The sequence below is a fragment of the Rahnella rivi genome, from assembly GCF_019049655.1.
In the GTDB taxonomy this organism is placed as follows: domain Bacteria; phylum Pseudomonadota; class Gammaproteobacteria; order Enterobacterales; family Enterobacteriaceae; genus Rahnella; species Rahnella rivi.
Genome location: NZ_JAFMOX010000066.1, coordinates 61828 through 88164, shown reverse-complemented (window position 1 = coordinate 88164; position 26337 = coordinate 61828). Strand labels below are relative to the sequence as shown.

Annotated in this window: 33 protein-coding genes and 1 pseudogene; 5 read left to right on the top strand and 29 right to left on the bottom strand. The window is 52.7% G+C overall.

The features are described from left to right. Window positions 1–201: 201 nt before the first annotated feature. The 29 genes and pseudogenes from J1779_RS21495 to J1779_RS21370 all read right to left on the bottom strand — a co-directional run bounded on the left by J1779_RS21495 (window position 202) and on the right by J1779_RS21370 (window position 20705). The gene (locus J1779_RS21495) at window positions 202–1362 is read right to left on the bottom strand and encodes a phage late control D family protein (protein ID WP_217204736.1); all 1161 of its coding nucleotides are present in this window, start codon (window positions 1360–1362) and stop codon (window positions 202–204) included. Beyond that, entirely contained in the window at window positions 1359–1844 is a 486-nt protein-coding gene (locus tag J1779_RS21490) for a phage tail protein (RefSeq protein WP_217204735.1), read from the bottom strand. The genes J1779_RS21495 and J1779_RS21490 overlap by 4 nt, the downstream gene beginning before the upstream one ends. A gap of 10 nt (window positions 1845–1854) precedes the next feature. Continuing rightward, complete coding sequence (locus J1779_RS21485) at window positions 1855–4449, bottom strand: phage tail tape measure protein (protein WP_217204734.1); 2595 nt, start codon at window positions 4447–4449, stop codon at window positions 1855–1857. Then, window positions 4442–4561 (bottom strand): GpE family phage tail protein, encoded by a 120-nt coding sequence (locus J1779_RS21480; RefSeq protein ID WP_120506653.1) that lies wholly within the window; start codon window positions 4559–4561, stop codon window positions 4442–4444. Before J1779_RS21480 ends, J1779_RS21485 begins: the two co-directional genes overlap by 8 nt. A gap of 32 nt (window positions 4562–4593) precedes the next feature. After that, complete coding sequence (locus tag J1779_RS21475) at window positions 4594–4893, bottom strand: phage tail assembly protein (RefSeq protein WP_217204733.1); 300 nt, start codon at window positions 4891–4893, stop codon at window positions 4594–4596. 58 nt (window positions 4894–4951) lie between these two features. Continuing rightward, on the bottom strand, window positions 4952–5461 hold the full coding sequence (locus tag J1779_RS21470) for a phage major tail tube protein (RefSeq protein ID WP_217204732.1): 510 nt from the start codon (window positions 5459–5461) through the stop codon (window positions 4952–4954). A 13-nt stretch (window positions 5462–5474) separates the two neighbouring features. Then, window positions 5475–6644, bottom strand: a complete 1170-nt coding sequence (locus J1779_RS21465) for a phage tail sheath protein (protein ID WP_217204731.1) — start codon at window positions 6642–6644, stop codon at window positions 5475–5477. A 160-nt stretch (window positions 6645–6804) separates the two neighbouring features. After that, the gene (locus J1779_RS21460) at window positions 6805–6945 is read right to left on the bottom strand and encodes a hypothetical protein (RefSeq protein ID WP_217204730.1); all 141 of its coding nucleotides are present in this window, start codon (window positions 6943–6945) and stop codon (window positions 6805–6807) included. Between the two features lie 105 nt (window positions 6946–7050). Continuing rightward, a complete protein-coding gene (locus J1779_RS21455) occupies window positions 7051–7569 on the bottom strand; it encodes a tail fiber assembly protein (RefSeq protein WP_217204729.1) in 519 nt (172 codons plus the stop codon). A gap of 1 nt (window position 7570) precedes the next feature. Continuing rightward, the gene (locus J1779_RS21450) at window positions 7571–9547 is read right to left on the bottom strand and encodes a pyocin knob domain-containing protein (protein ID WP_238485270.1); all 1977 of its coding nucleotides are present in this window, start codon (window positions 9545–9547) and stop codon (window positions 7571–7573) included. A gap of 45 nt (window positions 9548–9592) precedes the next feature. Next, window positions 9593–9979: pseudogene (locus J1779_RS25595) on the bottom strand (phage tail protein); the annotation flags it as partial. Between the two features lie 9 nt (window positions 9980–9988). Next, window positions 9989–10516 carry a phage tail protein I gene (locus J1779_RS21445; RefSeq protein ID WP_056780212.1) on the bottom strand — a complete coding sequence of 176 codons (528 nt, stop codon included), beginning with the start codon at window positions 10514–10516 and terminating at the stop codon, window positions 9989–9991. After that, entirely contained in the window at window positions 10509–11417 is a 909-nt protein-coding gene (locus J1779_RS21440; protein WP_217204728.1) for a baseplate assembly protein, read from the bottom strand. The genes J1779_RS21445 and J1779_RS21440 overlap by 8 nt, the downstream gene beginning before the upstream one ends. 3 nt (window positions 11418–11420) lie before the next feature. After that, window positions 11421–11771 (bottom strand): GPW/gp25 family protein, encoded by a 351-nt coding sequence (locus J1779_RS21435; protein ID WP_217204727.1) that lies wholly within the window; start codon window positions 11769–11771, stop codon window positions 11421–11423. After that, complete coding sequence (locus tag J1779_RS25670) at window positions 11764–11895, bottom strand: hypothetical protein (RefSeq protein WP_274388825.1); 132 nt, start codon at window positions 11893–11895, stop codon at window positions 11764–11766. Before J1779_RS25670 ends, J1779_RS21435 begins: the two co-directional genes overlap by 8 nt. Before the next feature lie 12 nt (window positions 11896–11907). Beyond that, window positions 11908–12549, bottom strand: coding sequence for a phage baseplate assembly protein V (locus J1779_RS21430; protein ID WP_217204726.1), 642 nt, complete (start codon window positions 12547–12549; stop codon window positions 11908–11910). A 379-nt stretch (window positions 12550–12928) separates the two neighbouring features. Next, window positions 12929–13729: a DUF3037 domain-containing protein gene (locus J1779_RS21425; protein ID WP_217204725.1), complete on the bottom strand. Its 801-nt coding sequence runs from the start codon at window positions 13727–13729 to the stop codon at window positions 12929–12931. Beyond that, the gene (locus J1779_RS21420) at window positions 13730–14608 is read right to left on the bottom strand and encodes a hypothetical protein (protein WP_217204724.1); all 879 of its coding nucleotides are present in this window, start codon (window positions 14606–14608) and stop codon (window positions 13730–13732) included. A 500-nt stretch (window positions 14609–15108) separates the two neighbouring features. After that, window positions 15109–15567, bottom strand: coding sequence for a phage virion morphogenesis protein (locus J1779_RS21415; protein ID WP_217204723.1), 459 nt, complete (start codon window positions 15565–15567; stop codon window positions 15109–15111). After that, window positions 15560–16027 carry a phage tail protein gene (locus tag J1779_RS21410; RefSeq protein ID WP_217204722.1) on the bottom strand — a complete coding sequence of 156 codons (468 nt, stop codon included), beginning with the start codon at window positions 16025–16027 and terminating at the stop codon, window positions 15560–15562. Before J1779_RS21410 ends, J1779_RS21415 begins: the two co-directional genes overlap by 8 nt. Beyond that, the gene (gene lysC / locus J1779_RS21405; RefSeq protein WP_238485254.1) at window positions 15990–16235 is read right to left on the bottom strand and encodes an Rz1-like lysis system protein LysC; all 246 of its coding nucleotides are present in this window, start codon (window positions 16233–16235) and stop codon (window positions 15990–15992) included. Before lysC ends, J1779_RS21410 begins: the two co-directional genes overlap by 38 nt. Next, a complete protein-coding gene (gene lysB / locus J1779_RS25590) occupies window positions 16123–16548 on the bottom strand; it encodes an Rz-like lysis system protein LysB (RefSeq protein ID WP_238485253.1) in 426 nt (141 codons plus the stop codon). Before lysB ends, lysC begins: the two co-directional genes overlap by 113 nt. Next, window positions 16548–17057 (bottom strand): lysozyme, encoded by a 510-nt coding sequence (locus tag J1779_RS21400; RefSeq protein ID WP_217204720.1) that lies wholly within the window; start codon window positions 17055–17057, stop codon window positions 16548–16550. Before J1779_RS21400 ends, lysB begins: the two co-directional genes overlap by 1 nt. Beyond that, a complete protein-coding gene (locus J1779_RS21395) occupies window positions 17038–17247 on the bottom strand; it encodes a phage holin (protein WP_112287005.1) in 210 nt (69 codons plus the stop codon). The genes J1779_RS21400 and J1779_RS21395 overlap by 20 nt, the downstream gene beginning before the upstream one ends. 5 nt (window positions 17248–17252) lie before the next feature. Continuing rightward, the gene (locus J1779_RS21390; RefSeq protein WP_113876574.1) at window positions 17253–17456 is read right to left on the bottom strand and encodes a tail protein X; all 204 of its coding nucleotides are present in this window, start codon (window positions 17454–17456) and stop codon (window positions 17253–17255) included. Further along, the gene (locus J1779_RS21385) at window positions 17456–17926 is read right to left on the bottom strand and encodes a head completion/stabilization protein (protein ID WP_217204719.1); all 471 of its coding nucleotides are present in this window, start codon (window positions 17924–17926) and stop codon (window positions 17456–17458) included. Before J1779_RS21385 ends, J1779_RS21390 begins: the two co-directional genes overlap by 1 nt. Window positions 17927–18021: 95 nt before the next feature. Further along, on the bottom strand, window positions 18022–18678 hold the full coding sequence (locus tag J1779_RS21380; RefSeq protein WP_217204718.1) for a phage terminase small subunit: 657 nt from the start codon (window positions 18676–18678) through the stop codon (window positions 18022–18024). 3 nt (window positions 18679–18681) lie between these two features. Beyond that, the gene (locus J1779_RS21375) at window positions 18682–19821 is read right to left on the bottom strand and encodes a phage major capsid protein, P2 family (protein WP_217204717.1); all 1140 of its coding nucleotides are present in this window, start codon (window positions 19819–19821) and stop codon (window positions 18682–18684) included. A gap of 35 nt (window positions 19822–19856) precedes the next feature. Beyond that, window positions 19857–20705, bottom strand: a complete 849-nt coding sequence (locus J1779_RS21370) for a GPO family capsid scaffolding protein (RefSeq protein WP_217204716.1) — start codon at window positions 20703–20705, stop codon at window positions 19857–19859. 23 nt (window positions 20706–20728) lie between these two features. Between J1779_RS21370 and J1779_RS25665 the strand changes: the two genes are divergently transcribed. The 5 genes from J1779_RS25665 (at window position 20729) to J1779_RS21350 (ending at window position 26117) form a co-directional block, all read left to right on the top strand. Further along, window positions 20729–20851, top strand: coding sequence for a hypothetical protein (locus J1779_RS25665; protein WP_274388824.1), 123 nt, complete (start codon window positions 20729–20731; stop codon window positions 20849–20851). Next, window positions 20848–22611: a terminase ATPase subunit family protein gene (locus J1779_RS21365; protein WP_217204715.1), complete on the top strand. Its 1764-nt coding sequence runs from the start codon at window positions 20848–20850 to the stop codon at window positions 22609–22611. The genes J1779_RS25665 and J1779_RS21365 overlap by 4 nt, the downstream gene beginning before the upstream one ends. Further along, complete coding sequence (locus tag J1779_RS21360; protein WP_217204714.1) at window positions 22612–23625, top strand: phage portal protein; 1014 nt, start codon at window positions 22612–22614, stop codon at window positions 23623–23625. Between the two features lie 207 nt (window positions 23626–23832). Then, the gene (locus J1779_RS21355) at window positions 23833–25224 is read left to right on the top strand and encodes an AAA family ATPase (RefSeq protein WP_217204713.1); all 1392 of its coding nucleotides are present in this window, start codon (window positions 23833–23835) and stop codon (window positions 25222–25224) included. Beyond that, window positions 25224–26117 (top strand): DUF4435 domain-containing protein, encoded by an 894-nt coding sequence (locus J1779_RS21350; RefSeq protein ID WP_217204712.1) that lies wholly within the window; start codon window positions 25224–25226, stop codon window positions 26115–26117. The genes J1779_RS21355 and J1779_RS21350 overlap by 1 nt, the downstream gene beginning before the upstream one ends. The last annotated feature ends 220 nt before the right edge of the window (window positions 26118–26337 follow it).

Genomic DNA, 26337 nt, shown 5'->3' with positions numbered 1-26337 from the left:
GATGACAAATCAGGACGATATACTAAGCGCGATACGTGACGCTAACGAAAGGGAACGCTATATCTGGCGTCGTGCCCGTTGGTTTATGAAGGCAGTATGGGTTTGCCTTCTTATATACGTACTCTTCCCTGTAGTAATTAGGTTATTTTATTGTTTCTGAATAATTTTTAGATACTCATAAAGAAACTTTGCATTCATCATTCACAATCTTTCGCCCCCGCTCGCCTCGTAATTCACATCCGACAACAATACCTCCAGTTCCAACCCGGTCGTATAGCCGCCATTGTTCAGGCTGTGCGTGACCTTGCTGATTATCCATGGCTGCGCGTCGATCACTGCTTTAAAGCCTGACACCGCAAGCGGGGTTTCGGGGAACAGGTCGGCACGTCCGCGAGCCAGTGAGATAGAAAACTGTGCGACGCCACGCTGTAGCTTGTCCCATTTGGCCTGTGCTGCCCGCATGGCGGCCTTCTGCGTGGCGTAGACCGTCGTCAGCGCAAACACGTTTTCATCATTGCCCGCCAGATATTCGCCTTCTTTCGCCTCCGGCGTTTTTTGTGCTTTCGCTGCGGTCTTTTTGGCCGCCGGATGTTGCAGGGCGCGCAGGTGCTTTTCTTTCTTCTTTCTCTGTACCTTTACCTTTTTAGGTTTTGGTTCTTTGGTATGAAGCCAGGTGGCTGATACGCCGGTGTAAGCATCACGGTCAGCAATATTGAACGTATGCCCGTCGCCATCGCTACGGGTCAGCGTCATTTGCGGGATAGGCTTACCACTGGCGGTTAATGCTGAGCCAGGCTTAATAAAAATCAGTTTACCGGCCTTGATGGCGACAACCCCGCCGTTCAGCTCGGCCAGACGGGTGATAAAAGCCGCGTCGGTTTCCTGCGTCTGGTCGATGTGCGAAACCTTCACACCCTTGAGCGACTCGGCGACGGCGGGCTCAAGACTGTTTCGCGCCGCGACGGCGGAGACTATCGCCTCCAGTGTTGTGTCGTGATAGGAGTTATCGCGGCGGGAATTTAGGCTGCCGCGATAGTCGGCGCTGCGGGCGCGCAGCGTCAGCGTATCCGGCGCGCCCCGATGCTCCACTTCGTCCACCGTAAACTCCCCCTTATGGAACAACGCCTGACCTTTCCAGCCTAGAAAGACGCTCAGCACCGCGCCGCGCGGGGGCATCTTCATCAGCCCGTCCGCGTCATCCAGCTCTATATCGAGCTGGTCAGCCTCAAAGCCGCGGTTGTCGGTCAGCGACAGCGAGATAAGTCGCCTGCTGATATCCGTGGTGATGTCTGAACCGGCGAGTTTAACCATGTAGTCCGGCGCAATCTGTGCGCCGTTATTCATTGCGATCGTGGACATCATGACAGCAGCCCGCCGGCATACTTCTGCGTATTGCTGGCAATCCCGCCCGCCTGATCCAGAAGGCCGTCGGCCTGAGTTTTGATATCGCCGAACATGGCGGTCAGGCTTTCATCCACCCGCTTGAGGCTCAGCGTAAACTCAATTTTGCGGGCGGCACCGTTAGCGAAAAACTCTGAATGCTCGTCACTGAGGCTTTCCACCACGAACATCCCGTAAATCGCACCGTTGCCGCCAATCAGCGACCAGGCGCGGCCTTGATCCGCCATCAGGCGCAGCGCGTCCAGACTCAGTCTGCCGCCGGTGATTTCCGGCAGCAGCGTGGCGGTCAGGGTAATTTTTTCATCCCCTTGCCCGAGAAACTGCGGCGCGGCGCGCAGGCCGATCCGGTCATTGGTCGGCCAGCGGTATTCCGCCGAGCGTTGCAAACTCTGATAGGGCAGGGTTTGCAGCATAAACACGAACATCCCCAAAGCCAGCATCATAGAAACCCCCTTAGCCGTAATTCATTGAGCTTCGCGCCGCAGAACGCTGGCGGCGCATGTAATCTTCAAATAAACGCATTGCCTCGGCGGCGACGTCCTTCGCACTTTGTCCGGGCGCAGCGTAGACGTTCAAGGTAGGAGCGGCAGCCGGAGCCTGATTACGCATCAGCGCCGCCGTATCCCGACGCCCCGTGACGCTCACCGGACCGCGTACCAGCTCCGCGCCGTTCTCGCCCACAATGCCGACTTCACCAGCGGCAATGTCGCCGCCTTTATCGAACATGCCCGCATAGCCGTAAGCTTCGCCGCCGGTGCCGTAAAACTGCGCAGGGGAAGAAAGCCCCTCCGCCGGTTTCGGCAGGCTATTGCTGACGCTCACCGAAATGGTTTTATCGCCGTCCGACTTCATCCAGTCCGGCAGAAAATCCGTCATGCTGGAAAGCTTGTCTTTCAGCGCCTGCCACTTCGCTGCAATTCCGTTCATCAGCGCGGTGATCATATTGCTGCCCGCCTCTTTAAATTTACCTGGCAGGCTTTTCACCACGTCGATAATCTTCAGCCCAAAGGATTTGAGATAATCGACAAAGGCGGTAAATCCGGTTTTTGCCCCGTCTTTAATGCCCGTCCAGACCGCCGCAAACTTATCCGATAATCCCTGCACACCGGCAACGATGCTGTTCCAGGTGCCGGTCAGCCAGTCGGTGATGGTTGCCCAGGCTTCTGTCGTCCAGGCGGCAATCGCGTCCCACATCTTTTTAAACTTCGGCTCCAGCGTGCTCCAGTTCGCCCAGATATAAATCGCCGCCATCGCGATCAGTGCGACCACGGCCAGCAGCGGGTTTGCCATCGCGGCGCGTCCCATCCACAGCAGCGCGGTACCCACGCCTTTCAGTGCCATGCCGATATAACCCAGACCTTTCACGACCGGACCGACAACCACGCCCAGCACGCCGAGGCCAACAACCAGGCTCGTCACCGCCAGCGCTGACTTAACGATAGTGCCGGTCAGCTTCGGGTTGGCCTTCACCCACTTGCCCACGTTGCCGAGCCAGTCAGTCGCGGATTGCGTCAGCTTTCGCAGGCTGGAGTCCTGTTTATCAAAGGTCTCGATCTGCAAATCCTCAAACGCGGACTGCATGTTTTTCAGGTCGCCGTCGAGGTTATCGGTCTGCACCTTCGCGACCGACGCCGCCGATCCCCGCGAGTTTTCCAGCGCGGTTTTCTTTTCGGTCAGCCTGCCGTTGCCTGCGGCCTCCACCAGCTTCACCGCGCCTTTCATCGCCTCTTCACCGAAGATCACTTTCAGGTATTCGGCCTGCTGCGCCGTCCCGAGCTTGTTCCTTTTGAATGAGGCGTTGATGTCGGTGAGGATTTTCTGAACAGGCAGCATGTTGCCTTTCTTATCCCGCGTGCTGATCCCCAGCTCCTTCAGCGCCGCTGGTGACTGCCCCGTCGGTGCCTGCAACCGGCTGAACATCGCGCTGGCACCGGTGCCCGCCATGCTGCCTTTGATGCCGTTATCCGCCAGCACGCCGAGCATCGCGGTGGTGTCTTCGATACTGGCACCCGCCGCCTGGGCGATAGGTGCCACGTATTTCATCGCTTCGCCCAGCTCAATCAGGTTGGTGTTAGAGCTGGTAAACCCTTTGGTCATCACGTCAGAGACGCGCTTAATCTGATCCATCGGGATGTTGAACGCAGACTGCATGTTAGTGACGATGTCGGCGGCGTCGGCGATATCAATCCCCGAAGCCAGCGAGAGGTTCACCGTGGATTCGGTTGAGCTGAGAATGGAGTCGGCGTTATAGCCGGAGCGGGCAAGTACGCCTTGCGTGCGCGCAACGGCCATCGGAGAAAATGCCGTACTTCCGCCGATATCGCGCGCCTGCTGCCGGATAGCCGCCAGCTTTTTGTCGGTTTTATCCAGTCCGAGGATCGCCTGTGTACCGGACATCTCTTTATCAAAAGTGATGCCTGGGGCTATAAATTTTCCCTCTGCATACAGCGCCGCCGAGCCCACGCCCATCGCTACCGCGCCGTTATTTCGGATGGTGTCGCCTGCGCGCTGGGTTGCCTGAAAACGCCTGCGGCTGTTGTCCCGCCGCTGCTGCTGCCGGTTCAGCCGTGCCAGCTCCTCCCGCTGACGGGCAAGCGTGGCGTTAGCCTCCTGCGAGCTGGCTCGTAACCGGCGCTGCTCGGCGGCGAGGTTACGCGTGGAAATTCCCGCCGACTCCAGCGCGCTGCGCTGTCGCTGCACGGAGTTGCGCAGGCTGTTTTCTTTTGCCTGCAATTCGCTGGCGGCGCGCTTGGCGGCCTCCATCAGCCGCGTCTGCTTAGCCGTCGGGTTCGCCGTATTGGCAAACGCCTGCGACAGCCTGCTGGCCTCCTCTTTGGCTTTTTTCAGGCTGGCACGGGTGACGGCCAGCTGCGCGCTCGCCTTGCGAAAGCCGTCGATTTGCGACGCCTGCGCGTTTAGATTTCGCAGGGTGTCCTGCGTGTTGCGGATGTTTCCGCTGAGTGCCTTACTGGCTTTTTCCACCGAGCGGAAAGGGCGCGACGCCCGATCTACGGCGTTCAGCAGCACCTGCAATCGTAAATTACTCACTTTCGGCTCCGCTACGCAGTAACGCGCGACGCCGCCAGCCGATAATCTCGGTCAGCGACATCGCAAACAGTTCCGAGGGCTGCCAGTGAAACACCGCCGCAATGTCAGCCATCAGGTCGTCAACTATCAAAGAGGCGGGCAGTTTTACTGTTCCGATTTCGGCGATAAAAAACCGACCACCTTGCTCGCCAGGGCGATCAGGTCGGGCAGGCAAAGCGCGTTACATTCCTGTTTGGTGAGGATCGGCAGCGTGATGCGCGGCAGCACAGTCACCAGCGCGTCAACGTCCGCATTCGACAAGGAGGCAAGGCCGATACCGCGCAGATGACCGGCGTTTGGCTTGATGATTTCAACCTGGTTAATCACCATCTCGCCACGGGTGATCGGTTCTTCCAGGGTAATGACGTTTTCGTTTTCGATAGCGGCTTCATTAATCTGTTTCATAACATTCTCTTAAATCGTAAGGGGTATAGCAGCGCCGCGAACCAGCGCCGCTCAGGGGTTACAGGCCGATGTTTTTGCGGTGCTCCGCCAGGCGGTCAGTGCCGTTGACGATTTCCACCATGTTCACGGTGTCCACCTCGATCACGTCCTGCCCGTTGATGCTCAGTTTGAAATAGGTGCACTGGGTGGACACTTTGGTTTCGGTGTCTTCGCCCTGTTTGTATTCGCCGAAATCAATCTCTTTGTGACGCCCGCGCATCACAACTTCCACCGCAAGCATCTCGCCGGTATCGTCCTGCTGGAAGGAACCGGCAAAGCGCAGCGGCGTAGCGTCAACCGCCCCCCACTGCTGGAGAACCAGCGTATCGAGTCCGCCCATCGTCCATTCCAGCGTCAGCGCGTCGTCGTCCAGACCGAAGTCAATCGGCGCGGCACCGTTCATGCCGCCGCCGCGATAGTTCTCCAGCTTGCGGGTGAGCTTTGGCAGCGTCAGGGCGCTGACCACGCCGACGTAGTTGTGACCGTCGTTAAACAGGTTCAGGTATTTCAGTTTCTTTGGCAGTGCCATGGTTTAGCGCCTCTTAGCTGTTGACGGACGTGGCGAACTCCGCCAGGTACTGATCGGTGATGCGCTGACGCAGGGTTAAATCTTCCAGCGGCGGCACCGGCGTATAGTCGTAATCAATGAACAGCTTGCCCGCCTTCAGTGTTTCGACGGTGTTAGCGTCCGTGTCATACCAGCAGTTACCGTCAATGATCAGACCGGCGGTCTTCATCTCGCGCAGTTTGGCGTTGATGCCCGCAATCATGTCTCTGACAAGCGTCGGGGTCAGCGGTCTGTCCATTGCCCACAGATGCGCTTCGGCCATGGTGTCCGCCAGCACCTGCGCGGTGCGGGTGTAGTTCTCAAACAGGAACAGCGGATCGTCAGAGCAGGTGCGCTGCCCCCAGAACTTAAAGCCGCCTTTGCGGATAAGGGTGGTGACGCACGCCTGGTTCAGCAGATCTGCATCGGTGCCTGGGGTCTGCAAATCCCAGTAGACGCTGGCAGACAAGCCGGTTACGCCGTTGATGCCGACGTTAGACAGGGTTTTATGCCAGCCGGTTTCGGCGTCGATTTTGGCACGCAGGCCGAGGGCATAGGCGGTGGCGGGCGCGATGTCGCTGGCGTTGGTGGTGGTGTTCCAGGCAACGAAATCCGGCCAGACAACCATCAGCTCACGCTGGCTGAAATTCTCGCGGTACTTGATGGCATCGGACACGGTTTTGCAGCCGTATGCGCTGACGTAACCGAAGGCGCGCAGCTGCTGACAGACGGCACCGAGCGCCGTCGCGACGTCCAGATTATCCAGCCCCGGCACGCCGAGAATGCGCGGCTTCACGCCGAGTTCGGTTTGGGCAGACAGCAGGGCTTTCATGCCGGTATACATGCCGGTGGCGTCGGTGCCGCCGATGATGTTCGAGGTGGTTTCCGCCTCGGTGTCACCTTCGGCAACGCGCACGACAACGACAACGGGTTTCGCCTGGTTGGCGATTGCCATCAGGGATGAACGCAGCGTGCCGGTTTTACCGGCCTTGCCTGCGGCGGTCAGTACGTTGGTGATAAGCACCGGCGTATCAAGCGGGAACGCGTCGGCGTCCGCATCATCGCTGGTGCAGACCATCCCGATGATGGCGGTGGAAACGGTGGAGATAACGCGGGTGCCGTCGTTGATTTCAACAACGCGCACACCGTGATGATAATCAGCCATGGTGTTTTTTCCTGTGATTGGGGTGAGGTCAATCATCGCGTGTTGTGTACGCGCAGGCACGGCGGGCGGGGTGTGTGGGAAATGGCACAACGTGGTGAAGGCCAGATACAAAAAAGCCCCTCCAGGGGGCAGTGGTCAATAGAATTGAAAAGCGGGGGAGTTAATTCTCCAACCCTAATTTTTCAGCCAGCCGGTGCAAAGCGTAAACGGACATCACGCCCTCAGCGGCTTGTGAAAATGCCGCCCAGTTTGCCGCGATAAATCCCGCAACTATCTCCGCTTCTTCCTGGTTTAATACCATTTCATCCTCCTAAAAAGTCTGGGGATATCCTTAGACATATGCGGGATATGTTCAAATAGTTACTACTGATCAATTATCCGTAATTGATCGTTTTCAGCGATCAATTTATTCAGGTACAGCAGGCCAGTCGATATCCGGCGCAGCGGATAATTCCAGGCGATTCAGCGCAACGCGGTATTTCTTCCAGGCTTTCAGGCTCGCCAGTTCCTCGTCGGTGGCGTCGTCAACATCAACCGCATCCTGTAGCGGAGCAATGGCGGCGGCGGCCTGGCTGAGCAACGTATTTTTTTGCTGCGCGGCGACTTCAATCGCAGGCTGTACAAATTTCACGAACTCGCCGTTTGCATAGCTGTAAGGGTGATCACTGACATCTTCCGGCAGCGCTTCGCGGCTGATTTCGTAAATGCTCACGCCTTCAGATAGGGTGAGAAAGTTCGGGTTATCCGACCAGGTAGAAATAAATCCGTCAGCACCAACGGCAATGAAACAGTTTTCGCCCTGCCATTTTTCATCTCGCAGTTTGTACCAGTCCTGACCCGTTTCATCTTCAAAATACATCACGGGCAGGGGAATGCCTTCCTCTAACACCTGCTTAGAAATTTTGATATTTTTAAATGTGATCATCTTAGTTACCCACCTGACGCCAGCTTCCGCTGGCCGTTCTAATCATTAATGCGCGGTAGTATTTCCCCATCATTCGGCAGTCGCCCATATCCGAGCGGATATTTAACCCCGTCATGAAACAACCGGTAGGCGCTTCCCAGTTCTGTTGCGCCGTCCATCCCGCATTCTCCAGCGCCTGGCTGCCGCGCTGCACGTCATAAATAAAGCGAGAGTCCGACCAGGCGCTGGTTGCTAAATAAACCAGCGCATTATTTGATGCACGCCTCATGTAAGGGGCATTTGGGTTATCAGCCTCGAGGCCAACATAGGTGATCCAATCACGGTGAGCATACCCTGACAAATCTTGCTGCGGCGGCGGGAAATTGGTGGTGTATACCTCTCCCATATCAGAAGCATCTACCTGAATTTTGACCTTCGAACCCGTCCAGCCGATATAGACTTTATTGCTCTGCATACCGGCACCGCCGCCTTGCTGAACAGCGGCAAAATTCCCGACATTCCCCAGCCCGACATTCGAGTTGGTGAGGTTGATGTCTTTGGTGCCGTCAAAGGCTACACCGGCAATCTTCCGGGCGGTGGCGAGTTTAGTCGCTGCTACGGCAGTGCCGCCCGATGACAGTGCGCCGACGTTTGCTGCGCTTATACTGATGTCTTTGGTGCCGTCAAAGGCTACACCGGCAATCTTCCGCGCGGTGTCGAGTTTAGAAGCCGCGACAGCGGTACCGCCCGCAGGCAGTGCGCCGACGTCTGCGAATGTCGGTTTGTTTGCCTGACAGTAAATTTCATTCCAGGCAGACCATGGACCATCGACACCGTTCCACGCCCCCGTCATAGAGCGGGTGAATTGCCGTCCGTTGTTATTGAAAGCAATTTGCTGCGTCGCATTCGGACCCCAGGTAACGAAAATCACGCCGACAAAATTATTTATCGGATAGCCTTTTTCCGTGGTCGCCGCAGCAGCACCTGGCACGCCGTAATGCCCAAACATACTGCTGCCGCGCAAGGTGTTCGGGGTATCCGTTGCGGTTAAGTTGGTGCGGATTTTAAAGGCCGTGGCAATTTCATCAGACAGCGCCTTTTCACTGGCGGCACTTTGCGCTGCCGTCCAGGCGCCTACGTCTGCCGCCGTCGGCTTGTTGTTTGCGCTATAGGTCGGCACCCATTCTTTCCAGGGACCATCTGCCCCGTTCCAGTCAGCAGACAATCCGCGATTCCAGATATTGCCCGTAAACGTCACATACATCTGCTGGCAGCCGTAGGCGCTGGGTGTCACGTACAGTGTACCCGCGATGGTCTGGGGATAGTGCAGCGCGGCGGTCGCGTTCACATTTTTAGGCTGTGAGTAAATCGCCGTGCCTGAGTTGCCGCTGGCAAAACCCAAAGTATTAATATCGGTAGCGGTCAGAATGGCGGTGGGTACGTTAACGGAATTGACTGCGCTCACTTGCTCCCAGTTACGCCAGGGTCCATCGCTGCCATTCCAGGAGGCATTGAGCGCACGTGTCCACACCAGGCCGGTATTTTGCACCGTGTAACGCTGGAGAACGCCGCCTGTCCAGGAAGCGGGGATCACCTCCAGCACGCCCGCCGCCTGCGAGCCCGCCGGATAGCCATTCGCGACCGTGGCATTCGCGCCGGTGCTCTGCACGTAGACGCCTATTTTTGCCAGGTTAAGTGTATTGATATTTGTCGTGCCCAGTACAGCGGATGCCACAGGCAGCGCCCCCACGTCCGCCGCCGTCAGAGTTTGGTCAGCGCTTAATGCCTTACCGTTAATTTTACGCGTGGAAGGGACGCGCGTATTGGCGTTGTCATTGGCAGTCTTCACTGCTTTTGGCGTGGCGGCCAGCGCTTCACTGGTACTGCTGACCGAGCTGCTCAGTTGAACAAATCCCTTTGCCGCAGTGGTGCCGTCTGGATGATTGCGCGATTTCTCATGCGCGGCCAGCAGGTCGTTCACATACTGCTCGGTTGCCATAATCACCGAGTCGTCGATCAGCAGGTTGATCACTTCGGTGTTGCTGACCGCGATCACCATGCGCAACGTCTGCGTGCGGCCTGAACCCTCCGCCAGCGTCGGTTTATAGGTGTCCGCCATGTTGCAGACGGCAATCAGCGCGCCGTCGCTGCTGAACAGCCCCATTTCACGCATCCAGAAGCCGCCGACGCTGGCAGACAGTACCGCTTCGGCAATCACTCAGTTGCCATGAGTCGGATCCAGCTTTAAGGAATTGAGCGGCGTGCGGTAGACCTCTTTCACCAGCTTGGTCTGTGAGGCGACCGGCGTTGTTGGCTTGCCGTTGCCGTCGCCGACGGCCAGCTGCGTAATGTTGATGTCAGTCCCCGCCGCAATGGCCGCCGCGATGCGCGCCTGGCCGAGCGTGGTGACAACGGATTTAAATGTGCTCATATCGTCCTCTTATGCGGGGTAAACGGTCAGCAGCTCGCCGACGTACTGCGCTGCGCCAATGTAAACGTCGCCTTTAATATCCTGGGTGATGGTCAGCCCGATCAGGTGGCGGCTTGCGGGTTTGGCATCGGCTATCAGCCGCTCCATCTCTAAATACATTTCTTCAGTGATGCCGGTTTCCAGCACGCCGATGTCCAGGCGAAACGTCCCCGGTTCGTCATTCGTTTCCCACCACTCGGTCACATTGATCAGGTAGCCGAGCGGCTCCACCACGCGGCGAATAGCACCAATGGTTCCCTTATGGCAGTGAATGAACCAGGCCGACTGAATCACGCGCCGCTTAGTGGCAACCGGCCAGTTTTCATCCCAGCGGTCAACCGACAGCGCCCACGCCAGGTAAGGTAAAAACTTTGCCGGACAGGCCAGCGGATCCCAGAGCTGCCGCAGCGGCACCGGCACGTTTTCAAGCGCGGCGCAGGCGTCGGCGGCGGCCACCTCCAGCGCGGATGAACCGACGGGCAGCAGGCGATCACTCATCGTAGCCGCCCACTTTTAAGGTGTAGGCGGTGCAGAATGACGCCTGGGTTTTGTCCAGCTCGATGTCGGCCTTCGGGCTTTTCAGCTCCACCCGCTGGACGCCCTCAACGTGCAGCGCGGCGTAAATGGCTGACAGCCGGATGTCGCGGCCTAAACGGTGCTGCGCGGTGGTGTAGGCGATAAGCTTCGCCTCGGCGGCTGCGCGGATGGGTTCGGCTTCGGGACCGGGGAACAGATACAGCACGGCATCAATGGTGTAATTCACGACGGTGGCTGACTGAACGGTCACGCGGTCGGCCACGGGGCGCACGTTTTCATCGTTGAGCGCGGCCTGCACTTTCGCCAGCAGGTCAGCGGGCGCGGTGCCGTTGCCGGTCTGTGCCAGCACGGAAATCGTCACGCAGGCGGGCGACGGACTGATCACCGAAATGTCCGCCACGCGCCCGTCGGCAGAGCGCCCGTGATACTCATACGCGCCGACCGGACCCGCCACGCTCAGCCCTTCAAACGCCTGCTGTGCGCGGATACGAAAATCGGCGTCGCTTTCCATCACCGCCGCCACGGCGGGCACGCTGACCGTATCCGCAGGCGTGATGGTCAGGCGTTCCACGCTGAACGTCGCCGCGATGTTGTCGAGGTCAGCGCCGGTCGCGTAGGCCAGCATGACGGCCTGCGCCGCCTCATTAACCCGCTGACGCAGGATCACTTCACGGTAAGCGTTCTCCTCCAGCAGCTTCACAATCGGCTCAGACTCCAGCGTCAGCGTGCGGGCGATAGCGGCCTGCTGGTCTTCGGGGTAAAGCGACACCAGCGTGGCTTTGCGCTCCGCCAGCAGAATTTCATAATCCAGCACCTCCACCACGTCGGGGGCGGGTAACTGGCTCAGGTCGATAGTTGCCATAATTCAGCTCACTGGAAGGATTAAGGAGATGGCGGCGGACGTGTCTATGCGGATGCCGGTGAGTTCAACCACCGCTTTCCCGTCGAACGTCGTTTCAAAGGTGATGCCGGTGAGGCTGACGCGCGGCTCCCATTTCAGGATCGCGCTGTAGCACGCCGCCATAATTTGCAGCCGCAGCGCCGCATTCTGGGGGCGGTCAGTCAGCTCAGACAGCAGCGAACCATAGTCGCGGCGCATGACGCGGGAGCCGACGGGCGTGCGCAAAATGTCGCTGACCGACTGCTGGATGTGCGCCATGTCTTCGACGCAGCGCCCCGTATCGCGAGCCAGACCGAGGTATTTAGCGTTAGTCATTTTTAAACAACAGGTACACGCCGATACCCGCCACTATCCACCAGCCATTCGTCCCGCTTGCCAGCATGACACCAGCTATTGCGGCAGCGAAAACAGACAAAAATACTTTTAGATTCTTGCTCATTAAATCCCCTTATTAGATCGGTGTGCCGGTATTACCGCCGCCCGTCTGGACGCCGCCGTGTTTATGGTTATGCACAACCACGCCGTTTGACGTGATGCTGCCGCCGCTGTGTGTGAGGTTGCCGGTCATGGTGCCGCCCTGTTTGATTTCGATAGTGCCGGTGGTGAGCTTTTTCGTGCAGACCACCTCCGGCGAGTCGAGCGTGATGCGCGTTTTCGCCGTGCAGGTTATATCCGGTGCAGTCACCGCGACTTTTTCCGATGCGTTTACCGTGGCGGACTTAATGCCAGCAGCCAGCAGTGCGCCAGTTTTGGGTTCGTACTCGATCACCGCGCCGTCGGGGAAAGTGACGTGTACGGCATCCGCCGAGGCAGACGGGGCGGGGAATTCATCAGAGAAAACGCCGGGCATCACAAAGGCGGTATCCAGCTCTCCGCCCAGGCAGAACAGCAGAACCTGCTCACCGGCAGACGGTGCCCACCAGGAACGGGAACGCCCCGCGCGGGCTGTCAGCCAGTGCAGCCAGTCGGTGACGTTGCCGCCGGTGTTCACGCGACAGGTGCCCGCAACTAAATCCACCTCGGCAACGGTGCCAATGCGGATCAGATTGCGCAGCAGGCGCGGAATGTCGTGTTTGGGAATGGATGTATTCATGGATAAAATAATGCCGCCCTGTCAGGCGGCATACAATTTGAGGCAGGTTGATGGCTGGTGGCACAACGTGGGGATCACTGACTGAGGAATATTAGCTCGAACTTGAGCTGACACATTTCGTAGGTAGAACATCATTAAATCTGACAGTCTGGTTTGAGCGAAAAGCGGAAGTTAGCAGTTACTCTTTCATCTGATGTGGGCGTTACTAACAAAGCTGAATGTCTATAAACGGGGAGCAGGCCATAATAAGTGAAAATCGCAAATCGTATGTATGAGAGCTACGCTAATTCCAAACCAAAAGGCGACATCAAGGCGGTTATATGATTTGGATAAATGTAAACTTAACGCAGCTCACAAAAAAACATTTATATTCAATTAACTAAGCGCACCAAGATAATGCTTTAGTGACAAAATCATCCGAATCATCGCATATGACCACTTCAAAACTTCTATCTTTGGCTTGGTACTTAAACATCTCTATTTCACCATCAATACTCTTTCTGAGCGAATTTGATAAATGGGTTATCCCTTGGGGTTTTAATACAAAAGCACTTTTTGAATTAGTTTTTCCCTTGGAGGCCATATTTACTAAAGAAAGGTCTCTCATTGCTTCATAAAAACGAGTGGATCTTCGCTCAATGTCCAAATAATCTGCAGATATTACTGTCGCAACATCGCTCAATCCATTTTTTCTCATCGGAATATACACAGACAAATCTGGTTTAACTTCCAAGAATGGATTATCTGGAATATAACCCTTATAAATATCCGGAACTTTATCTTTTAACGTTGTTAATAGCCTTTTGGTTGTCAACGGTGAGTATCTGGATTTTCTCTCTTTAACTTTATATGCAGTTACTACTTGGCTCATTAATTGCTCGGTCAGTAAAGCAACACTATTGGAAAAAGCGATCCCTTGATCTCTAATTTTAACTTGGGGAGTATCAATATCACCTGATATCGTGTTACCGCTAACCATTACCCTCACAACGTCAAATGCCAATGAAGCATCACTTATTATTGAGTCACCAAAAAAGAATTTAACTTTAGATAAATCCTCAATGAGCTTAATATTCAATATGTTATTTTTATCATCACTTACAACAACGCCAACATTAATAATTTCTTGAGTATTGAAAAACGGCATCCATTGTATTTTGTGCCAATTAAATTGTTTCATCTATCTGGCTCCTGCCATATTCGCATATGTTACATTCCTGACAGAAACAGCTCTAGTCTCAAGGAAATCAATCATCTGTTGATAGTCTGGGTTCATTTTAACTGTATTTTTTATTATATCTATGATTGAATTTTTCACATTATTGAAAGCTGTAGCATGTTTCGATGATTCAATCAAAAGCTCAACATCCGCCGGATTTTTTGACATTACCAAAGCGGTATTGGCATAGTGGATGTTAGTGAAGCACATATTCGATTGTAAACATCCCTTACTCCAGTTCATCTGAACAGGCATTGCACCATGGTCAATAACATAATTGGCATTGTTACCAAATAAAATATTACCAGCATTCCTGTCAGTATTCGCCACCCACTCATCGAAAGCTATAAGGGAATTGTTTTTATTCCAATTGCTTATTCTTTTTTTAAAAAAATCAGTTTGGGCGACTGTATTACTACTATGAGTGGTTATATTTATTCCTGGGGCACTAGATACTATAAAAGCATATGCGGAATTGTAATGCTCTCTGTTGTTAGTGATACCTCTAAGCTTATAAAAGCTATCAATAAGAGCACGAGTCATGGTACCTAATTCAAGTAGGTAGGCTTTACTTGCCACGTCCAAGCCACTTGATTTAGCTAGAATATAACCAACCATCTCATTTATAACAATTTTATCGTCATTATAAATTTTCATATAATATGTGTTAGTTTGGTTTGCTAAATCAAAGTTTGAACAAATAAATGTTTTAGCCATTAACCCGGACGCAGGAAGCTGCGTTATGACATTTATAAAACCATCCTGAACAATAGGCAGAGCAACCTGACTTACTGAAGCAGCACCTGAAGCATTGGTTTTTTGTGGTTGATTGTTGGCCATACAGTATCTTCCAGTGAACTTTTTTGAATCATAAGGTAGAGAATCAAAAAAATCTACGATCTATATCTTTTTTTGCTCAACCTTGCCCACGCTTAGCGTTTTGAGACTTTAATACTTTTCATTCCTCAGTCCGGACCTTTATAGCACTATAAAACGTTTATAAAACAACAAAATACATCTGAAAAGCATGGCGTATCATCTCCTTCTATTACACCATTCCTTAAAATGGTGTGCATGTGATTGCCTACTTTGGCAGAAAGGAAGCAATGTTAAAATTAGCTAAACTCAATCCATGTAACTCATTGAAGCAATTGTAAATTAAAGGGCGTACAGTTAAGAATCATCGCTGACGTTTATGGCGGCCGAAAACTGAGGATAACATACTCCTTTCACCACTTTATTAACCTGCTCGCCGTTGATTAACGCATTGTGATGTAGCAATGTTCGCTGCTGGCACAGAGCTGCCTATCAGATTAGGTTGGCTCCGTGCCGCTGTTATATCAGGAGAAGCCTGAGCTAATAAGTATTAGTAATTCTTCTTCTACAATTTTCAAATCTTCAGCATCAAATCCCAACAAAGGACGAGCAGGATAAGGCGCTTCTTTAGCCCAGACGTTCGGACGATCTCGCAGGCCGTACTGATGCACTTCAGCCATTCGTTTAACTCTGCTAGTGAACTCCACCACCGCATCATTATTTGAGCCTTTGGCCTTCATGTACTTGGCCGTGCGCAGCTTGCTAAACATCTCACGCTTGAGTCGTCCTTTTTTGCTGCGGAGGATCTGATCCTGTCGTGGGGTGAAAGGTTTCCCTTCCGGGGTAACCTGCCGCTTGATGCGCTGTTGTTGGTGTTTGCGCAGACGCTTTGCAATCTCTGTCGCTAAAGCTTTTCGGCGCTGTGGTGAAAGCGCAGCAATCAGTGCATCGATATGGTTATCAAACGCGGTCAGCTCACTCATTCCATTGACTCACTAACTCGCCGTGCAGGTACAGTTCACGCGGCCTTTCCACCGGCTCCGGCATTGGCGGTTCAGGAAAATGCTCAACGTGCAGACCGGCGTCAATCTGTTTGACGATCACGCGCTCGGTGAACTGCAAATGAATAGCGATGTCATAGCTCCCATCATTGAGCATATCGGCTTTGAACTTATAGCCAGTTTGCTGTTTCTCCGGTGTTGCCATTATGTCCGGCTGATGCTCACGCAACCAGGCCAGAATAGGCACAATGATCAGATCGCAGTCCTGGGCAAAGTCGGTAATTAGCAGTTCCACTTGATACTGATACTCAAACGAAAGCGAGCTGCTGAGCGTGGAAACAATACGCCCGTTATCCACAAACATCCGCAGGGTGTCGGGGCTGGTTTGCAGCACCGGCACCGCATCAGTTAACGCTTTTCTCAACTGGGCGGGTTTTAACACGGTGTTCCTCCTGGCATTGTTTGACCGCTTCCACCTGGAGGCCGCAGGACGTCAGCTCGGCCTCCAGGTTTCTTACATAGGCGCTTAAGTCGCCGTTAGTGACCGGCGAGCTTGCCGGTATCGGGCAGCTCGTCACCGCCGGACAGCCAACGTAAATAATCTGCGGCGCTGGCAAAGGCGGGACGTGCGTGCATCCGGCTAATAGCATCAGGCAGACGAGCGCCGTACCAATCGCGTATTTCCTGATTTTCATTAAGTAACCTTTGAAGGTGAATTTCACGGACGCGTGCCTGCTCACCCGCCCGTGAGAGCTGGGTGCGCAGGTTTTGTTCCTGCCGTTCCCGCGTTACGGCCTCATCGTTCAGGCGGTGAATGGCGTTGTCGCGGCTTTCAATACCTGCCGACAGCGTGCCGATAATGCGCTGCGCTTGGTCGGCTTCATCATGCAGGCCACCAATACGCCAGGTTTGCAGCCCCGCCAGTGCGCAGGCTGCCAGCAGTAATAAAATTAAAACGCGCATCAGACTCCCCGCAGGCAGTAGGCCAGCTCATTCGCGCGGCGGCGCTCCAGGCCGGTGACGCGGACACCGTTCACAAACACCCAGCGCGGCAACTGTTCACAGGCTTCTCGCCATTCGCCTTTGTTGATGAAAAACGCCAGGGTGGATTTACACGCCGCCGTCACGCCGACGTTGAACGCAAAGGACGCCACGGCGTCATAAACCGGCTGCGGCATGTCGATCGGCATGCAGCGCGCAATGCCTTTCTCCACCCGCATCACGTCTTCCATCAGATTCACGGCGGCCTGACGTTCGCTTATTTGAGTCTGCGGCTTCACGCCTGCGGTGTGCCCGATGCCGTTTGTCCAGACGCCCGCGCTGCACTGATAGGCGGACAGGCGGCAGCCTTCAAAATCAGCAATCAGTGCCAGACCGGCGGCGGATGTCTTCAACGTTGGTGTTTGCGGCAGCAGCGCGGCAATCGTCAGGACTGCGGCGACGGCGCAGCGTCTAACGATTGATGGCTGCATTAATGTCCCCTCTGATGCCCATTGCTTTCAGCAGGCGGTAAGTTTTGCGCCGGTAGTACCAGTTCACCAGGAAGGTCGCGACGCCGACGGCGGCACCGACTAAAAAGGCAATATCCTGCGGTGACATTGCGCCGAGCCAGGCAAGAAAGGCAGCGACGCAATAACAAATAAACGAGGTGATGCGCTCCATGGTCATCAGTCCCAAAGTGAGACGGTTTCGCTGACTGCGGCCTGAGTAATATCCGGCAGCTCCACCGCGTAGCCATGGGGCAGGATTGCCCCGCGAGCGGCTAAGCCAACGTTAGCCGCGTAAACCTGTTCCATCACCGACTCGGTACGCCCGTAATACCGCCAGCAGAGCGAATCCACAGTGTCACCTTGTTCGGCATAGACTTTCATCAAAGCAGCCCGATCACACAGTGCGACACGCCAGCGACATCGCTGATCGCATTGCGGCCATCACGCCACAGTTCATCAACCGTGCTTTCGATAATCTCCGCCTTTTTACTGCCAGCATCGGTGGTATCACTGTTCGGATATCGTTCCGCCAGAATGGCAGCCGTAATTGAGGAAACCGCCCGCAGGTAGGCACAGACTTTGATACTTTCGTCATCAATCTGGTCTGCCGGGACATCAGTAAGGGTTTTGTATCCCTGAGCAAGCTGTGCGACGCGGTAGCTGTAAAGCTCGGCATTCACTTCGGTCAGCGCGTACTTAATGACGGCGCGCAGACGTTTGGCGGTCACCGTTCCTTCCAGGCGTAGCGTGTCGCGTAACTCCACCGGATTGATATCCGGCCAGAAGAGCGTGTTTTTGATCGCGGGTTCCGTCGCGGCGTCCGGCTTTGGTGCAGGTACAACAAGAGACATAGTGACCTCTGAATAGGGGACGGTGGACGCCAGCGTTGAACGAGGTCACAGACCTGTCGCGGCTGGCGTGCCGTCCGGCGCGGGGCGCGTTCTTTTTAGCTGCTGGCTGCCTTTTTAATGGCTGACTCCAACCGCTCAATATCCTTTTTAACGCCGCAGTTGCTGTTCAGCTGGAAGGCGCGTTTCAAGTGTTGCAGGGCGAGCGGCAATTTCTCCGCGTCGCGATACAGGTAACCGGTAATTTTGTGCAGCTTGGCGCGAACCTGATCCGGCATGTCCTGGTTTTCCGTCAGTTCCATCGTGGTCATGAGTACATCGAGACTGACCGGCTCACCGGCAGCATGAGCGCGGGTGCTCATGTCGGCGATTTCCTCCGCCAGCGCATAACCGGCAGGGCGTTTGCCGAACGGCATCGCCAGCTTGTAATGCAGCGCATAGCGGGAGATTTCCAGCGCACCGGCATAATCACCGGCATCAATACGCCAGATCATGATGGTCATCAGTATGGCGTCCTGTGCGCCTTTCCCCTCGGCGAGAACGCCCGCCACCCACGGCGCATATTCGGGCAGCATCTTGCGTTTGAGTTCTGCCTTTTTCTCTGCGGAGTAGGCTTTTTTCAGGGCTTTCTGGTCAGCATTAAGCTTTTGCAGCAGCAGTTCATAGCCGGTGGTATGACGCAGCAGGCTGGTATCCTGCTGCGCGGCTTCGATAGCTGACTGCCGCAACAAATGACGTCGGGCAGGGCTGGTCATGGCTTACTCCTGAGCTGCCGGTGCAGTGGTACCGGATGCAGTTTTGATGGCATCAACGATCGCCGAGGTGAATTTGCTGAGTTCGGCTTTTTCAGCTGTGTCGTCTTCTCCGGCGGTCACTTCGATGTTCTCGATCAGACAGCCGCAGCCGTAATCTTCCACCACGTAATCCTCGTTAATGGATTCGTAGTTTTCGATGCGGTCACGCTTAGGTACTTCTTCAACGTGGCGGCGGTGCGTGCCGTCCTGCCAGTAAATAGACAGGTTATCCAGGCGAGTGATCAGCATTGCATTGGCAGGGAAGCCCGGCACACGAACGGCGGGTAGATTGCCGATGCGTTTCTGGCTGACAATCAGGTCGGCGGCCATCGCCTCAGTGTTCGGCTGCTGTTTGTTGATCAGTGGGAAATACTTATCCGCGAGCAGCTTGCGGCCGCAGATCACCACTAGTTCGGTGTCGTCCTGATAGATGGGGTCGATCAGTTCATTCACCGCATCAAAGACCAACGCGTCGAGGTTTTTGTACTCACCTTCGCCACCGACTTTCACCGCCTCATTGGTCACGGTGCCGTCTTCGGCGACAATCATGCCCATCACTTTGGTCGGGGCATTCAGGCGGTATTTTTGCAGCCAGCCCACGCCGACATCCTGCAACAGCTGATTCTGAACGCGGTTAGACGTCGGTGCGCGGGAAACACCGTTAAAGCCGACCAGGATGCGATCCAGTGCCTGACGCTTAATAATGGCGTCACGAAGACGGGTCTGAAAATCGTTGTAGCGCGCCCACAAGTCCAGCTTGCTGTACATCCAGTGGAAGTCGTAGTTGGTTTTGGTACAGTGGTAGCCTTCCTGATCCAGCTTGGTGAAATCAGCGGTTTCACGTTCATCACCGGCGTCAGTGTTGGTGGTACTGGCAATCGTGCCGGTGACGCCGACGCCCACTTTCGCGCCCATCATTTCGTCCACCGGAATGATGTTGATACGGGTCAGGAACTCTGAGGATTCCTGTAATCTGGTCATCAGCGTCTGCGTGACGGACGGCTCGACGTTAAATTTTTTATCCAGCGTGCCGACGTCAACGCTGTTGAGTTTGGCGAGCTGAGACAGGAACGCATTAAATTTAAAGCGCGTTTCTTTTTTCATGAGGTGTTTCCTTATAATGAGTTAAAGGTGTCGGATCAGCAGTCGGTGACCGTCTCGTCTGCGCCTGCGCCGCCGGTAGCTTGCGGACGCTGGCCGAACTTCTGCGCCGATGTCTGCGTTAGCGTGTTCTTCAGTGCGGCAAATGCCTCATGATCCGCAGCGGTGGTTTTCTCAAGCGTATCGACGCGACCTAGCAGTTCGGTCAGGCTGGATTCATGCTTATCCAGTCCGGTCTGAGCGTATTGAGCGACTTCGCTGACAGCTTCGTGAACATCGGCCAGCCGGGCATCGTCTGACGCCTGTTTACGTGAAAGCTTTTGTTTCACCAGGGCGAAAAGAGAAGGGGCAGTTTCCGGCGCATCTTCAAACTCAATCAGGGCTTCGGTGGCAACCGTGAAAAGGCTGTCCGGATCGGATTTACGACCGGCGAGCGGGTTCTGTTTGGCTTTGCGGCTGAACTCCAGCATTTCAGTACCGAGGCTTGCGGGGTCGTCGGTGACGGCCAGACCGACCAGGTAGGATTTATTGGAATTGGCGAAGTTACGTTTGATCTCCATCGAGGTGTAAACCTTCTGCCCATCGCCGACCATCTGCGTTAAATCCGCGGTCGGGCTGATCATTGCGTACAGCGCCCATTTTTCATGCAGTAGCGGTTCAGCCGCGTCATTAATTTGTTCGGCTTTAAGCTGGATCACGTCGCCATAACGGCGGAAATCGCTGGTCGGTAATACGCTTTTGATGTGCTCCAGATTGACGCGGGCGCCATAGGCTTTCGCGCTGTACGTCTCCGCCATTTGTTTGATGTCGTTAGCATCAATTTCGCGGCCATCGCAGGTGTCGCCTTCGACCCCGATGCGGAACCATTTCGATACTTTCTTTGCCATGTGACTGACTCCGGTAATGAGTGTTGAGAACGGGAGTTAGTTTCCAGACAGTCACCGCAAGCCGCCAGCCGATGCGGGTTGTTGCCCAATGGCACAACGTGGGCAGCGCGAAAAACGTCTGTCTGGCCGGTAACGTGGCGGCATGAATATTTCAAACTCCACCATCATCAGCGACCCGCGCCGACAGGCGGCACTGCTTTACTGGCAGGGATTTTCTGTGCGGCAAATCGGTGAGATGCTGAGCCAAAAAACGCCGACCGTGCAGAGCTGGAAAACTCGCGATCAGTGGGAGGCCATTGCGCCCATTTCTCGCGTGGAAACCAGCATGGAAGCGCGGCTTATCCAGCTAGTCATGAAAGATGTGAAGGAGGGTAAGGACTACAAGGAAATCGACCTGTTAGGCCGACAGATTGAACGCCTGGCAAGGGTTAATCGTTACAACCATACTGGCAGCGAGGCTGATTTAAACCCGAACGTCGCGAACCGCAACAAGGGCGAACGAAAGGCACCAGATAAGAATGTTTTCAGCGATGAGGCCATTGAGAAACTCGGCGACATCTTCATTGAAACGTCGTTTGAGTATCAGCGCGGATGGCATCAGGCCGGATTACAGCACCGTATTCGCAACATCCTCAAGTCCCGCCAGATTGGCGCAACCTTCTACTTTGCCCGGGAGGCGCTGATTGATGCGCTGACCACAGGCCGTAATCAGATTTTCCTGTCAGCCAGTAAGGCACAGGCGCATGTTTTTAAGAACTACATCATCGAATTTGCGAGACTGGTTGACGTGGATTTAAAAGGCGACCCGATTGTGCTGCCGAATGGCGCACGGCTGATTTTCCTCGGTACCAACGTCCGCACCGCGCAGAGCTACACCGGCAATTTATACCTGGACGAATACTTCTGGATCCCTAAGTTTCAGGAGCTGCGCAAAGTTGCCTCCGGCATGTCACTGCATAAGAAATGGCGTAGCACCTATTTTTCCACGCCGTCGAGTCTTGCACACAGCGCCTATCCGTTCTGGTCAGGCGAGCTGTTCAATAAAGGCCGTCGCAATAAAGCCGACAGGATTGACCTGGATTTGACCCACGCTCACCTGTCGAAAGGCGTGTTGTGCGATGACGGCCAGTGGCGGCAGATTGTAACGGTGGAAGATGCGCTGTCAGGCGGGTGTAACCTGTTCGACCTGGAACAGCTGAAACTGGAATACAGCCCCGCCGAATATGAAAACCTGCTGATGTGCGAGTTCGTGGACGATCAGGCGTCGGTGTTCCCGTTCGCCGAGTTGCAGGGATGCATGGTGGACAGCTTGGACGAGTGGGAAGACTTCGACCCGTATCTGAAACGACCGTTTACCTATCGTCCCGTCTGGATCGGTTACGACCCGTCGCACACCGGCGACAGCGCAGGCTGCGCGGTAATTGCTCCGCCGGTAGTGTCTGGCGGCAAGTTCCGCGTGCTCGAGCGTCACCAATGGAAGGGTATGGACTTTGCCGCGCAGGCCAGAAGCATCGAGGAACTCACCAATCGTTATGCCGTGGAGTACATCGGTATCGATGCGACTGGCATCGGGCAGGGGGTATTCCAGCTTGTTCAGCAGTTCTTTCCGGCGGCGCGTGAGATCCGTTACAGCCCCGAGGTGAAAACCGCACTGGTACTCAAAGCAAAAGACACCATCAGCTCCGGCCGCCTGGAATATGACACCGGCCATACCGACATCACAGCCTCGTTTATGGCGATCCGCAAAACGATGACCGCCAGCGGCAACCGTTCAACCTACGAAGCCAGCCGCAGTGAAGAGGCCAGCCACGCCGACGTCGCGTGGGCAATCATGCACGCCCTGTTAAACGAACCGCTGACCGCCGCCAATGGCGGACAAAGCCCGAACATTCTGGAGTTCTACTAAATGAGCAAGCGCAAATACCGTAAAGTCACGCAGACCACGACCACTGAAAGCCAGCAGGGCGCAGAGGTATTCAGTTTCGGTGATCCGACGCCGGTTTTAGACCGCCGCGAGATTCTGGATTATATCGAATGCACTGGCAACGGCCGCTGGTATGAGCCGCCGGTGAGCTTCGACGGCCTTGCCCGCAGCCTTCGCGCCGCCGTTCATCACAGCTCTCCGATTTACGTGAAGCGCAATATTCTCGCCTCAACATTTATCCCGCATCCGTTGCTGAGCCAGCAGGAGTTCAGCAAATTTGCGTTGGATTATCTGGTGTTCGGGAATGCGTATCTGGAACTTATCCGCAACCAGCTCGGAGAACCGCTGCGATTTGAAGCTGTACCGGCTAAATATGTTCGTCGCGGAGTGGAAAAGGGGACGTACTGGTTTGTACAGGGATGGAAAGAGCCGCATCAGTTCGCTTCGGGTAGTATTTTCCACCTGATCGAACCGGACATCAATCAGGAGATTTACGGCCTGCCGGAATACCTGAGCGCTCTTAACTCCGCCTGGCTGAATGAAGCCGCGACGTTGTTCCGCCGCAAGTATTACCAGAACGGCGCGCACGCAGGTTACATCCTTTATATGACCGACGCCGCGCAAAGCAGCAGTGATATCGATTCAATGCGAAAGGCAATGCGTGATACCAAAGGCCTGGGCAACTTCCGCAACCTGTTCATGTACGCGCCTAACGGTAAGAAGGACGGCATTCAGATTTTGCCTCTGAGTGAAGTCGCCACCAAAGACGACTTCTTCAACATCAAAAAATCCAGCCGTGATGACCTGCTGAGCGCGCACCGCGTTCCGCCGCAGATGATGGGGATCATACCTGATAATGCCGGTGGGTTTGGAGATGTGGAGAAGGCGGCGCAGGTGTTCGTAAGGAACGAGCTGACGCCGCTGCAGGAGAGGATGAAGGAGATTAATGCCACGTCGATGAGCAAGGTTGTTCATTTTTCAAGATACCGGTTTTGACAGTTTTTGCTATGAATATAGACGATTTTTAGATTACATAATCTAGCACGGATAGCGATTAGCCCTTTGATTCCGAGACATAAAAACACTCACTTCAAGCTCTTTTAAAGTCTAAATTGACTTGTGGTAAATTTTTTTTCATTGTAATTTTAATGATGATTTTTATGTTAGACACGGCAATTAGTAGTTAAATGAAAAAGGTGATAAATGAAAATTAAGAAAATAGAAGTCAAAAAACTTTTTGGTATCTTTGATCATCAAATACCTTTAGTGAGTGATGGGAATATTACCATAGTGATAGGCGAGAATGGTTTGGGTAAGACAGTAATACTTGAAGCTATTGATTCGTTATTTAATAATAGATTTGATTATTTTAAATCTATTGATTTTGAACTGTTTACTATTACTTTTGATAACGATGAGTTTTGGAGGATAGAAAAAAAGATCTCAAGTGGTGACCTCTTTTTACATATCACTAGGTTAGATGGAAAAATAAAACCTAAACCTGAACTGGGGGTTAGAGCTAAATCTGATGCTCTACTTAAACCAGCCAAAATAAAAATTGAAAAAAATGTAGAGAAAAAAGCAAATGAAGATTTGGAGAGGAAATATTTTCGCGATTTAGAATTAATGCAATATTTAGATAGTGATAATGATAAAGACTTTAAATCTATTAAAGAAGAGTATGAGTATATAAATTTAAAGCGCCTGGAAATGAAGTATCGGAGGAATATATATTTTCACTCTCAGTTTGATGAGGTGGATACTAATAGCAGGCCAAAGTGGTTTATGGAAACGCTAGATAAGGTTAATGTTAAATTAATTGAAACTCAGCGTATAATAACTGCTAATGATACTGGAGGTAACTCTTATGTGAATAGTGTTCAGAAATGTTCCGCTGAACTTCTTAAGATGATTACCGATGCAGTGAAAGCCTCATCTGATATTACTTCCGGGCTAGATAGTTCCTACCCGAACAGATTAATTAATAAATTAAGACAAGGTACGATTGATACGTTTGAAGAATTGAATGATGCACTCAAGACACTAGATAACAGAAGGAAAATGCTTTCATCCGTAGGCTTGGGTGTAGATACACAAGATTCAGATATACTGCAAATTGATGAAACACAGACTGATTTAATCAATCTTTTGAAACTTTATATTGATGACAGTCATGAAAAGCTCAAACCATTTGATGCATTATCAATAAAGTTAAAGCTATTTCAGGATATTATAAATAAACGTTTTAAGCATAAGGAGTTGCAAATAAGTAGGGGTAGTGGTCTAGTATTTAGATCAACGGTTAAGAAAAATAAAAAAGATGAATTTGAGTTGATGCCTGCCTCAAAACTTTCTTCCGGTGAGCAAAATGAATTAATCTTATTTTATAAGTTAATATTCAATTCTCAGCAGGGAGATATGATTCTTATCGACGAGCCAGAACTTTCTCTGCACATTTCCTGGCAAAATGAATTCATTGCTGATTTGAAAGATGTTACATCAATTAATAACGTTACGATAATTATTGCTACTCACTCACCCGATATTATAAATGATAATTGGGGTCTTCGTGTAAAATTACGAGGAGTAGAATAGTGGAACGGGATATTAAGCCAGAGAGGATAGCTAATGCTATAATGATGGATGAAAGGTATGAGGGGTATTATGTTCTTGTTGAAGGGGAGCAAGATATTAAAATATTCAGACCTTTTTTTGATGGAAATATTTCACGGTTAAAGGTAATGCACGGTAAGTACAATATGAGGTCGGTGTACGAGATCTTGACAGGATGGGGATTTGAACGGGCAATAGGTATAAGGGATGCGGATTTTTTGAGAATACCTAATAACCCAAAATACTCTGTTACTTATAATCTTCCTATTTTCCCGACCGACTATCATGATGCTGAAGGTATGGTGACTAACAGTCCTGCAGTGATGCGATTCTTGGGGACTATTACTAATGATGAAAAAATAAAGAATTTTGAGGGTAGTTATGGTGATATTGTAAGTTTGGCGTATGAACTATCATATCCTTTAGCCTGCTTAAGACTTGCAAATAAAAGATTTGGACTGGGTTTGTCTTTTAAACCTAAAGAAAAAGAAGGAAGGAAACTCAAAATTTGGAAGTTTGTATGTGAAAAGACTATTAAATATTTAGGGCATGAATGTTTAATTAATACAGTCTGGGAGTATTCCAAAAATAGAGGTGTGGAACCTGCTTCGAAGCCTGAAATATCTCGGTGCTTAGATTTGATAATAGGTGAAAATCATGATGTCCGAGAGATGGTCAATGGGCACGATATTGCAGAAGTATTGTTTATACTATGCAAGAAAGGACTAAAAAGCCAAAATAAAGCTTTAGTCGATGCGGATTGTGTAGAAGATATGATGTTTTTAGCATATGAAAATACCTATTTCCGAAATAGCAATTTATTTAATCTTATCAGTGCGTGGGAAAACTCAACTGGATGTAAGTTGACACTATAGTAGTGATTTATTTGAGGGAAGTTTGGATCTTCCCTCAGTATTTAATTCTTTAACTTCTCATGCGCGCAATGCTATCCCCGCCACGCCTGCCCGCTTTATAGGTCGCTTTTGATGCACTTGCGTGATCCAGTGTGATCCACGCCGGCACTGGTGTGGCGGGGAGAAAAGAGCAGGGTGATCACCATGCGAAATCATGCACTCAATGCATGCAGAGCTGCTA

Excerpts from the sequence above, each read along its gene's own strand:
- J1779_RS21495 (WP_217204736.1), bottom strand. The coding sequence starts at position 1,362 with ATGATGTCCACGATCGCAATGAATAACGGCGCACAGATTGCGCCGGAC.
- J1779_RS21490 (WP_217204735.1), bottom strand. The coding sequence starts at position 1,844 with ATGATGCTGGCTTTGGGGATGTTCGTGTTTATGCTGCAAACCCTGCCC.
- J1779_RS21480 (WP_120506653.1), bottom strand. The coding sequence starts at position 4,561 with ATGGCTGACATTGCGGCGGTGTTTCACTGGCAGCCCTCGGAACTGTTT.
- J1779_RS21475 (WP_217204733.1), bottom strand. The coding sequence starts at position 4,893 with ATGAAACAGATTAATGAAGCCGCTATCGAAAACGAAAACGTCATTACC.
- J1779_RS21470 (WP_217204732.1), bottom strand. The coding sequence starts at position 5,461 with ATGGCACTGCCAAAGAAACTGAAATACCTGAACCTGTTTAACGACGGT.
- J1779_RS21465 (WP_217204731.1), bottom strand. The coding sequence starts at position 6,644 with ATGGCTGATTATCATCACGGTGTGCGCGTTGTTGAAATCAACGACGGC.
- J1779_RS21460 (WP_217204730.1), bottom strand. The coding sequence starts at position 6,945 with ATGGTATTAAACCAGGAAGAAGCGGAGATAGTTGCGGGATTTATCGCG.
- J1779_RS21455 (WP_217204729.1), bottom strand. The coding sequence starts at position 7,569 with ATGATCACATTTAAAAATATCAAAATTTCTAAGCAGGTGTTAGAGGAA.
- J1779_RS21450 (WP_238485270.1), bottom strand. The coding sequence starts at position 9,547 with ATGGCAACCGAGCAGTATGTGAACGACCTGCTGGCCGCGCATGAGAAA.
- J1779_RS21445 (WP_056780212.1), bottom strand. The coding sequence starts at position 10,516 with ATGAGTGATCGCCTGCTGCCCGTCGGTTCATCCGCGCTGGAGGTGGCC.
- J1779_RS21440 (WP_217204728.1), bottom strand. The coding sequence starts at position 11,417 with ATGGCAACTATCGACCTGAGCCAGTTACCCGCCCCCGACGTGGTGGAG.
- J1779_RS21435 (WP_217204727.1), bottom strand. The coding sequence starts at position 11,771 with ATGACTAACGCTAAATACCTCGGTCTGGCTCGCGATACGGGGCGCTGC.
- J1779_RS25670 (WP_274388825.1), bottom strand. The coding sequence starts at position 11,895 with ATGAGCAAGAATCTAAAAGTATTTTTGTCTGTTTTCGCTGCCGCAATA.
- J1779_RS21430 (WP_217204726.1), bottom strand. The coding sequence starts at position 12,549 with ATGAATACATCCATTCCCAAACACGACATTCCGCGCCTGCTGCGCAAT.
- J1779_RS21425 (WP_217204725.1), bottom strand. The coding sequence starts at position 13,729 with ATGAAACAATTTAATTGGCACAAAATACAATGGATGCCGTTTTTCAAT.
- J1779_RS21420 (WP_217204724.1), bottom strand. The coding sequence starts at position 14,608 with ATGGCCAACAATCAACCACAAAAAACCAATGCTTCAGGTGCTGCTTCA.
- J1779_RS21415 (WP_217204723.1), bottom strand. The coding sequence starts at position 15,567 with ATGAGTGAGCTGACCGCGTTTGATAACCATATCGATGCACTGATTGCT.
- lysC (WP_238485254.1), bottom strand. The coding sequence starts at position 16,235 with ATGCTATTAGCCGGATGCACGCACGTCCCGCCTTTGCCAGCGCCGCAG.
- lysB (WP_238485253.1), bottom strand. The coding sequence starts at position 16,548 with ATGCGCGTTTTAATTTTATTACTGCTGGCAGCCTGCGCACTGGCGGGG.
- J1779_RS21400 (WP_217204720.1), bottom strand. The coding sequence starts at position 17,057 with ATGCAGCCATCAATCGTTAGACGCTGCGCCGTCGCCGCAGTCCTGACG.
- J1779_RS21395 (WP_112287005.1), bottom strand. The coding sequence starts at position 17,247 with ATGGAGCGCATCACCTCGTTTATTTGTTATTGCGTCGCTGCCTTTCTT.
- J1779_RS21390 (WP_113876574.1), bottom strand. The coding sequence starts at position 17,456 with ATGAAAGTCTATGCCGAACAAGGTGACACTGTGGATTCGCTCTGCTGG.
- J1779_RS21385 (WP_217204719.1), bottom strand. The coding sequence starts at position 17,926 with ATGTCTCTTGTTGTACCTGCACCAAAGCCGGACGCCGCGACGGAACCC.
- J1779_RS21380 (WP_217204718.1), bottom strand. The coding sequence starts at position 18,678 with ATGACCAGCCCTGCCCGACGTCATTTGTTGCGGCAGTCAGCTATCGAA.
- J1779_RS21375 (WP_217204717.1), bottom strand. The coding sequence starts at position 19,821 with ATGAAAAAAGAAACGCGCTTTAAATTTAATGCGTTCCTGTCTCAGCTC.
- J1779_RS21370 (WP_217204716.1), bottom strand. The coding sequence starts at position 20,705 with ATGGCAAAGAAAGTATCGAAATGGTTCCGCATCGGGGTCGAAGGCGAC.
- J1779_RS21365 (WP_217204715.1), top strand. The coding sequence starts at position 20,848 with ATGAATATTTCAAACTCCACCATCATCAGCGACCCGCGCCGACAGGCG.
- J1779_RS21360 (WP_217204714.1), top strand. The coding sequence starts at position 22,612 with ATGAGCAAGCGCAAATACCGTAAAGTCACGCAGACCACGACCACTGAA.
- J1779_RS21355 (WP_217204713.1), top strand. The coding sequence starts at position 23,833 with ATGAAAATTAAGAAAATAGAAGTCAAAAAACTTTTTGGTATCTTTGAT.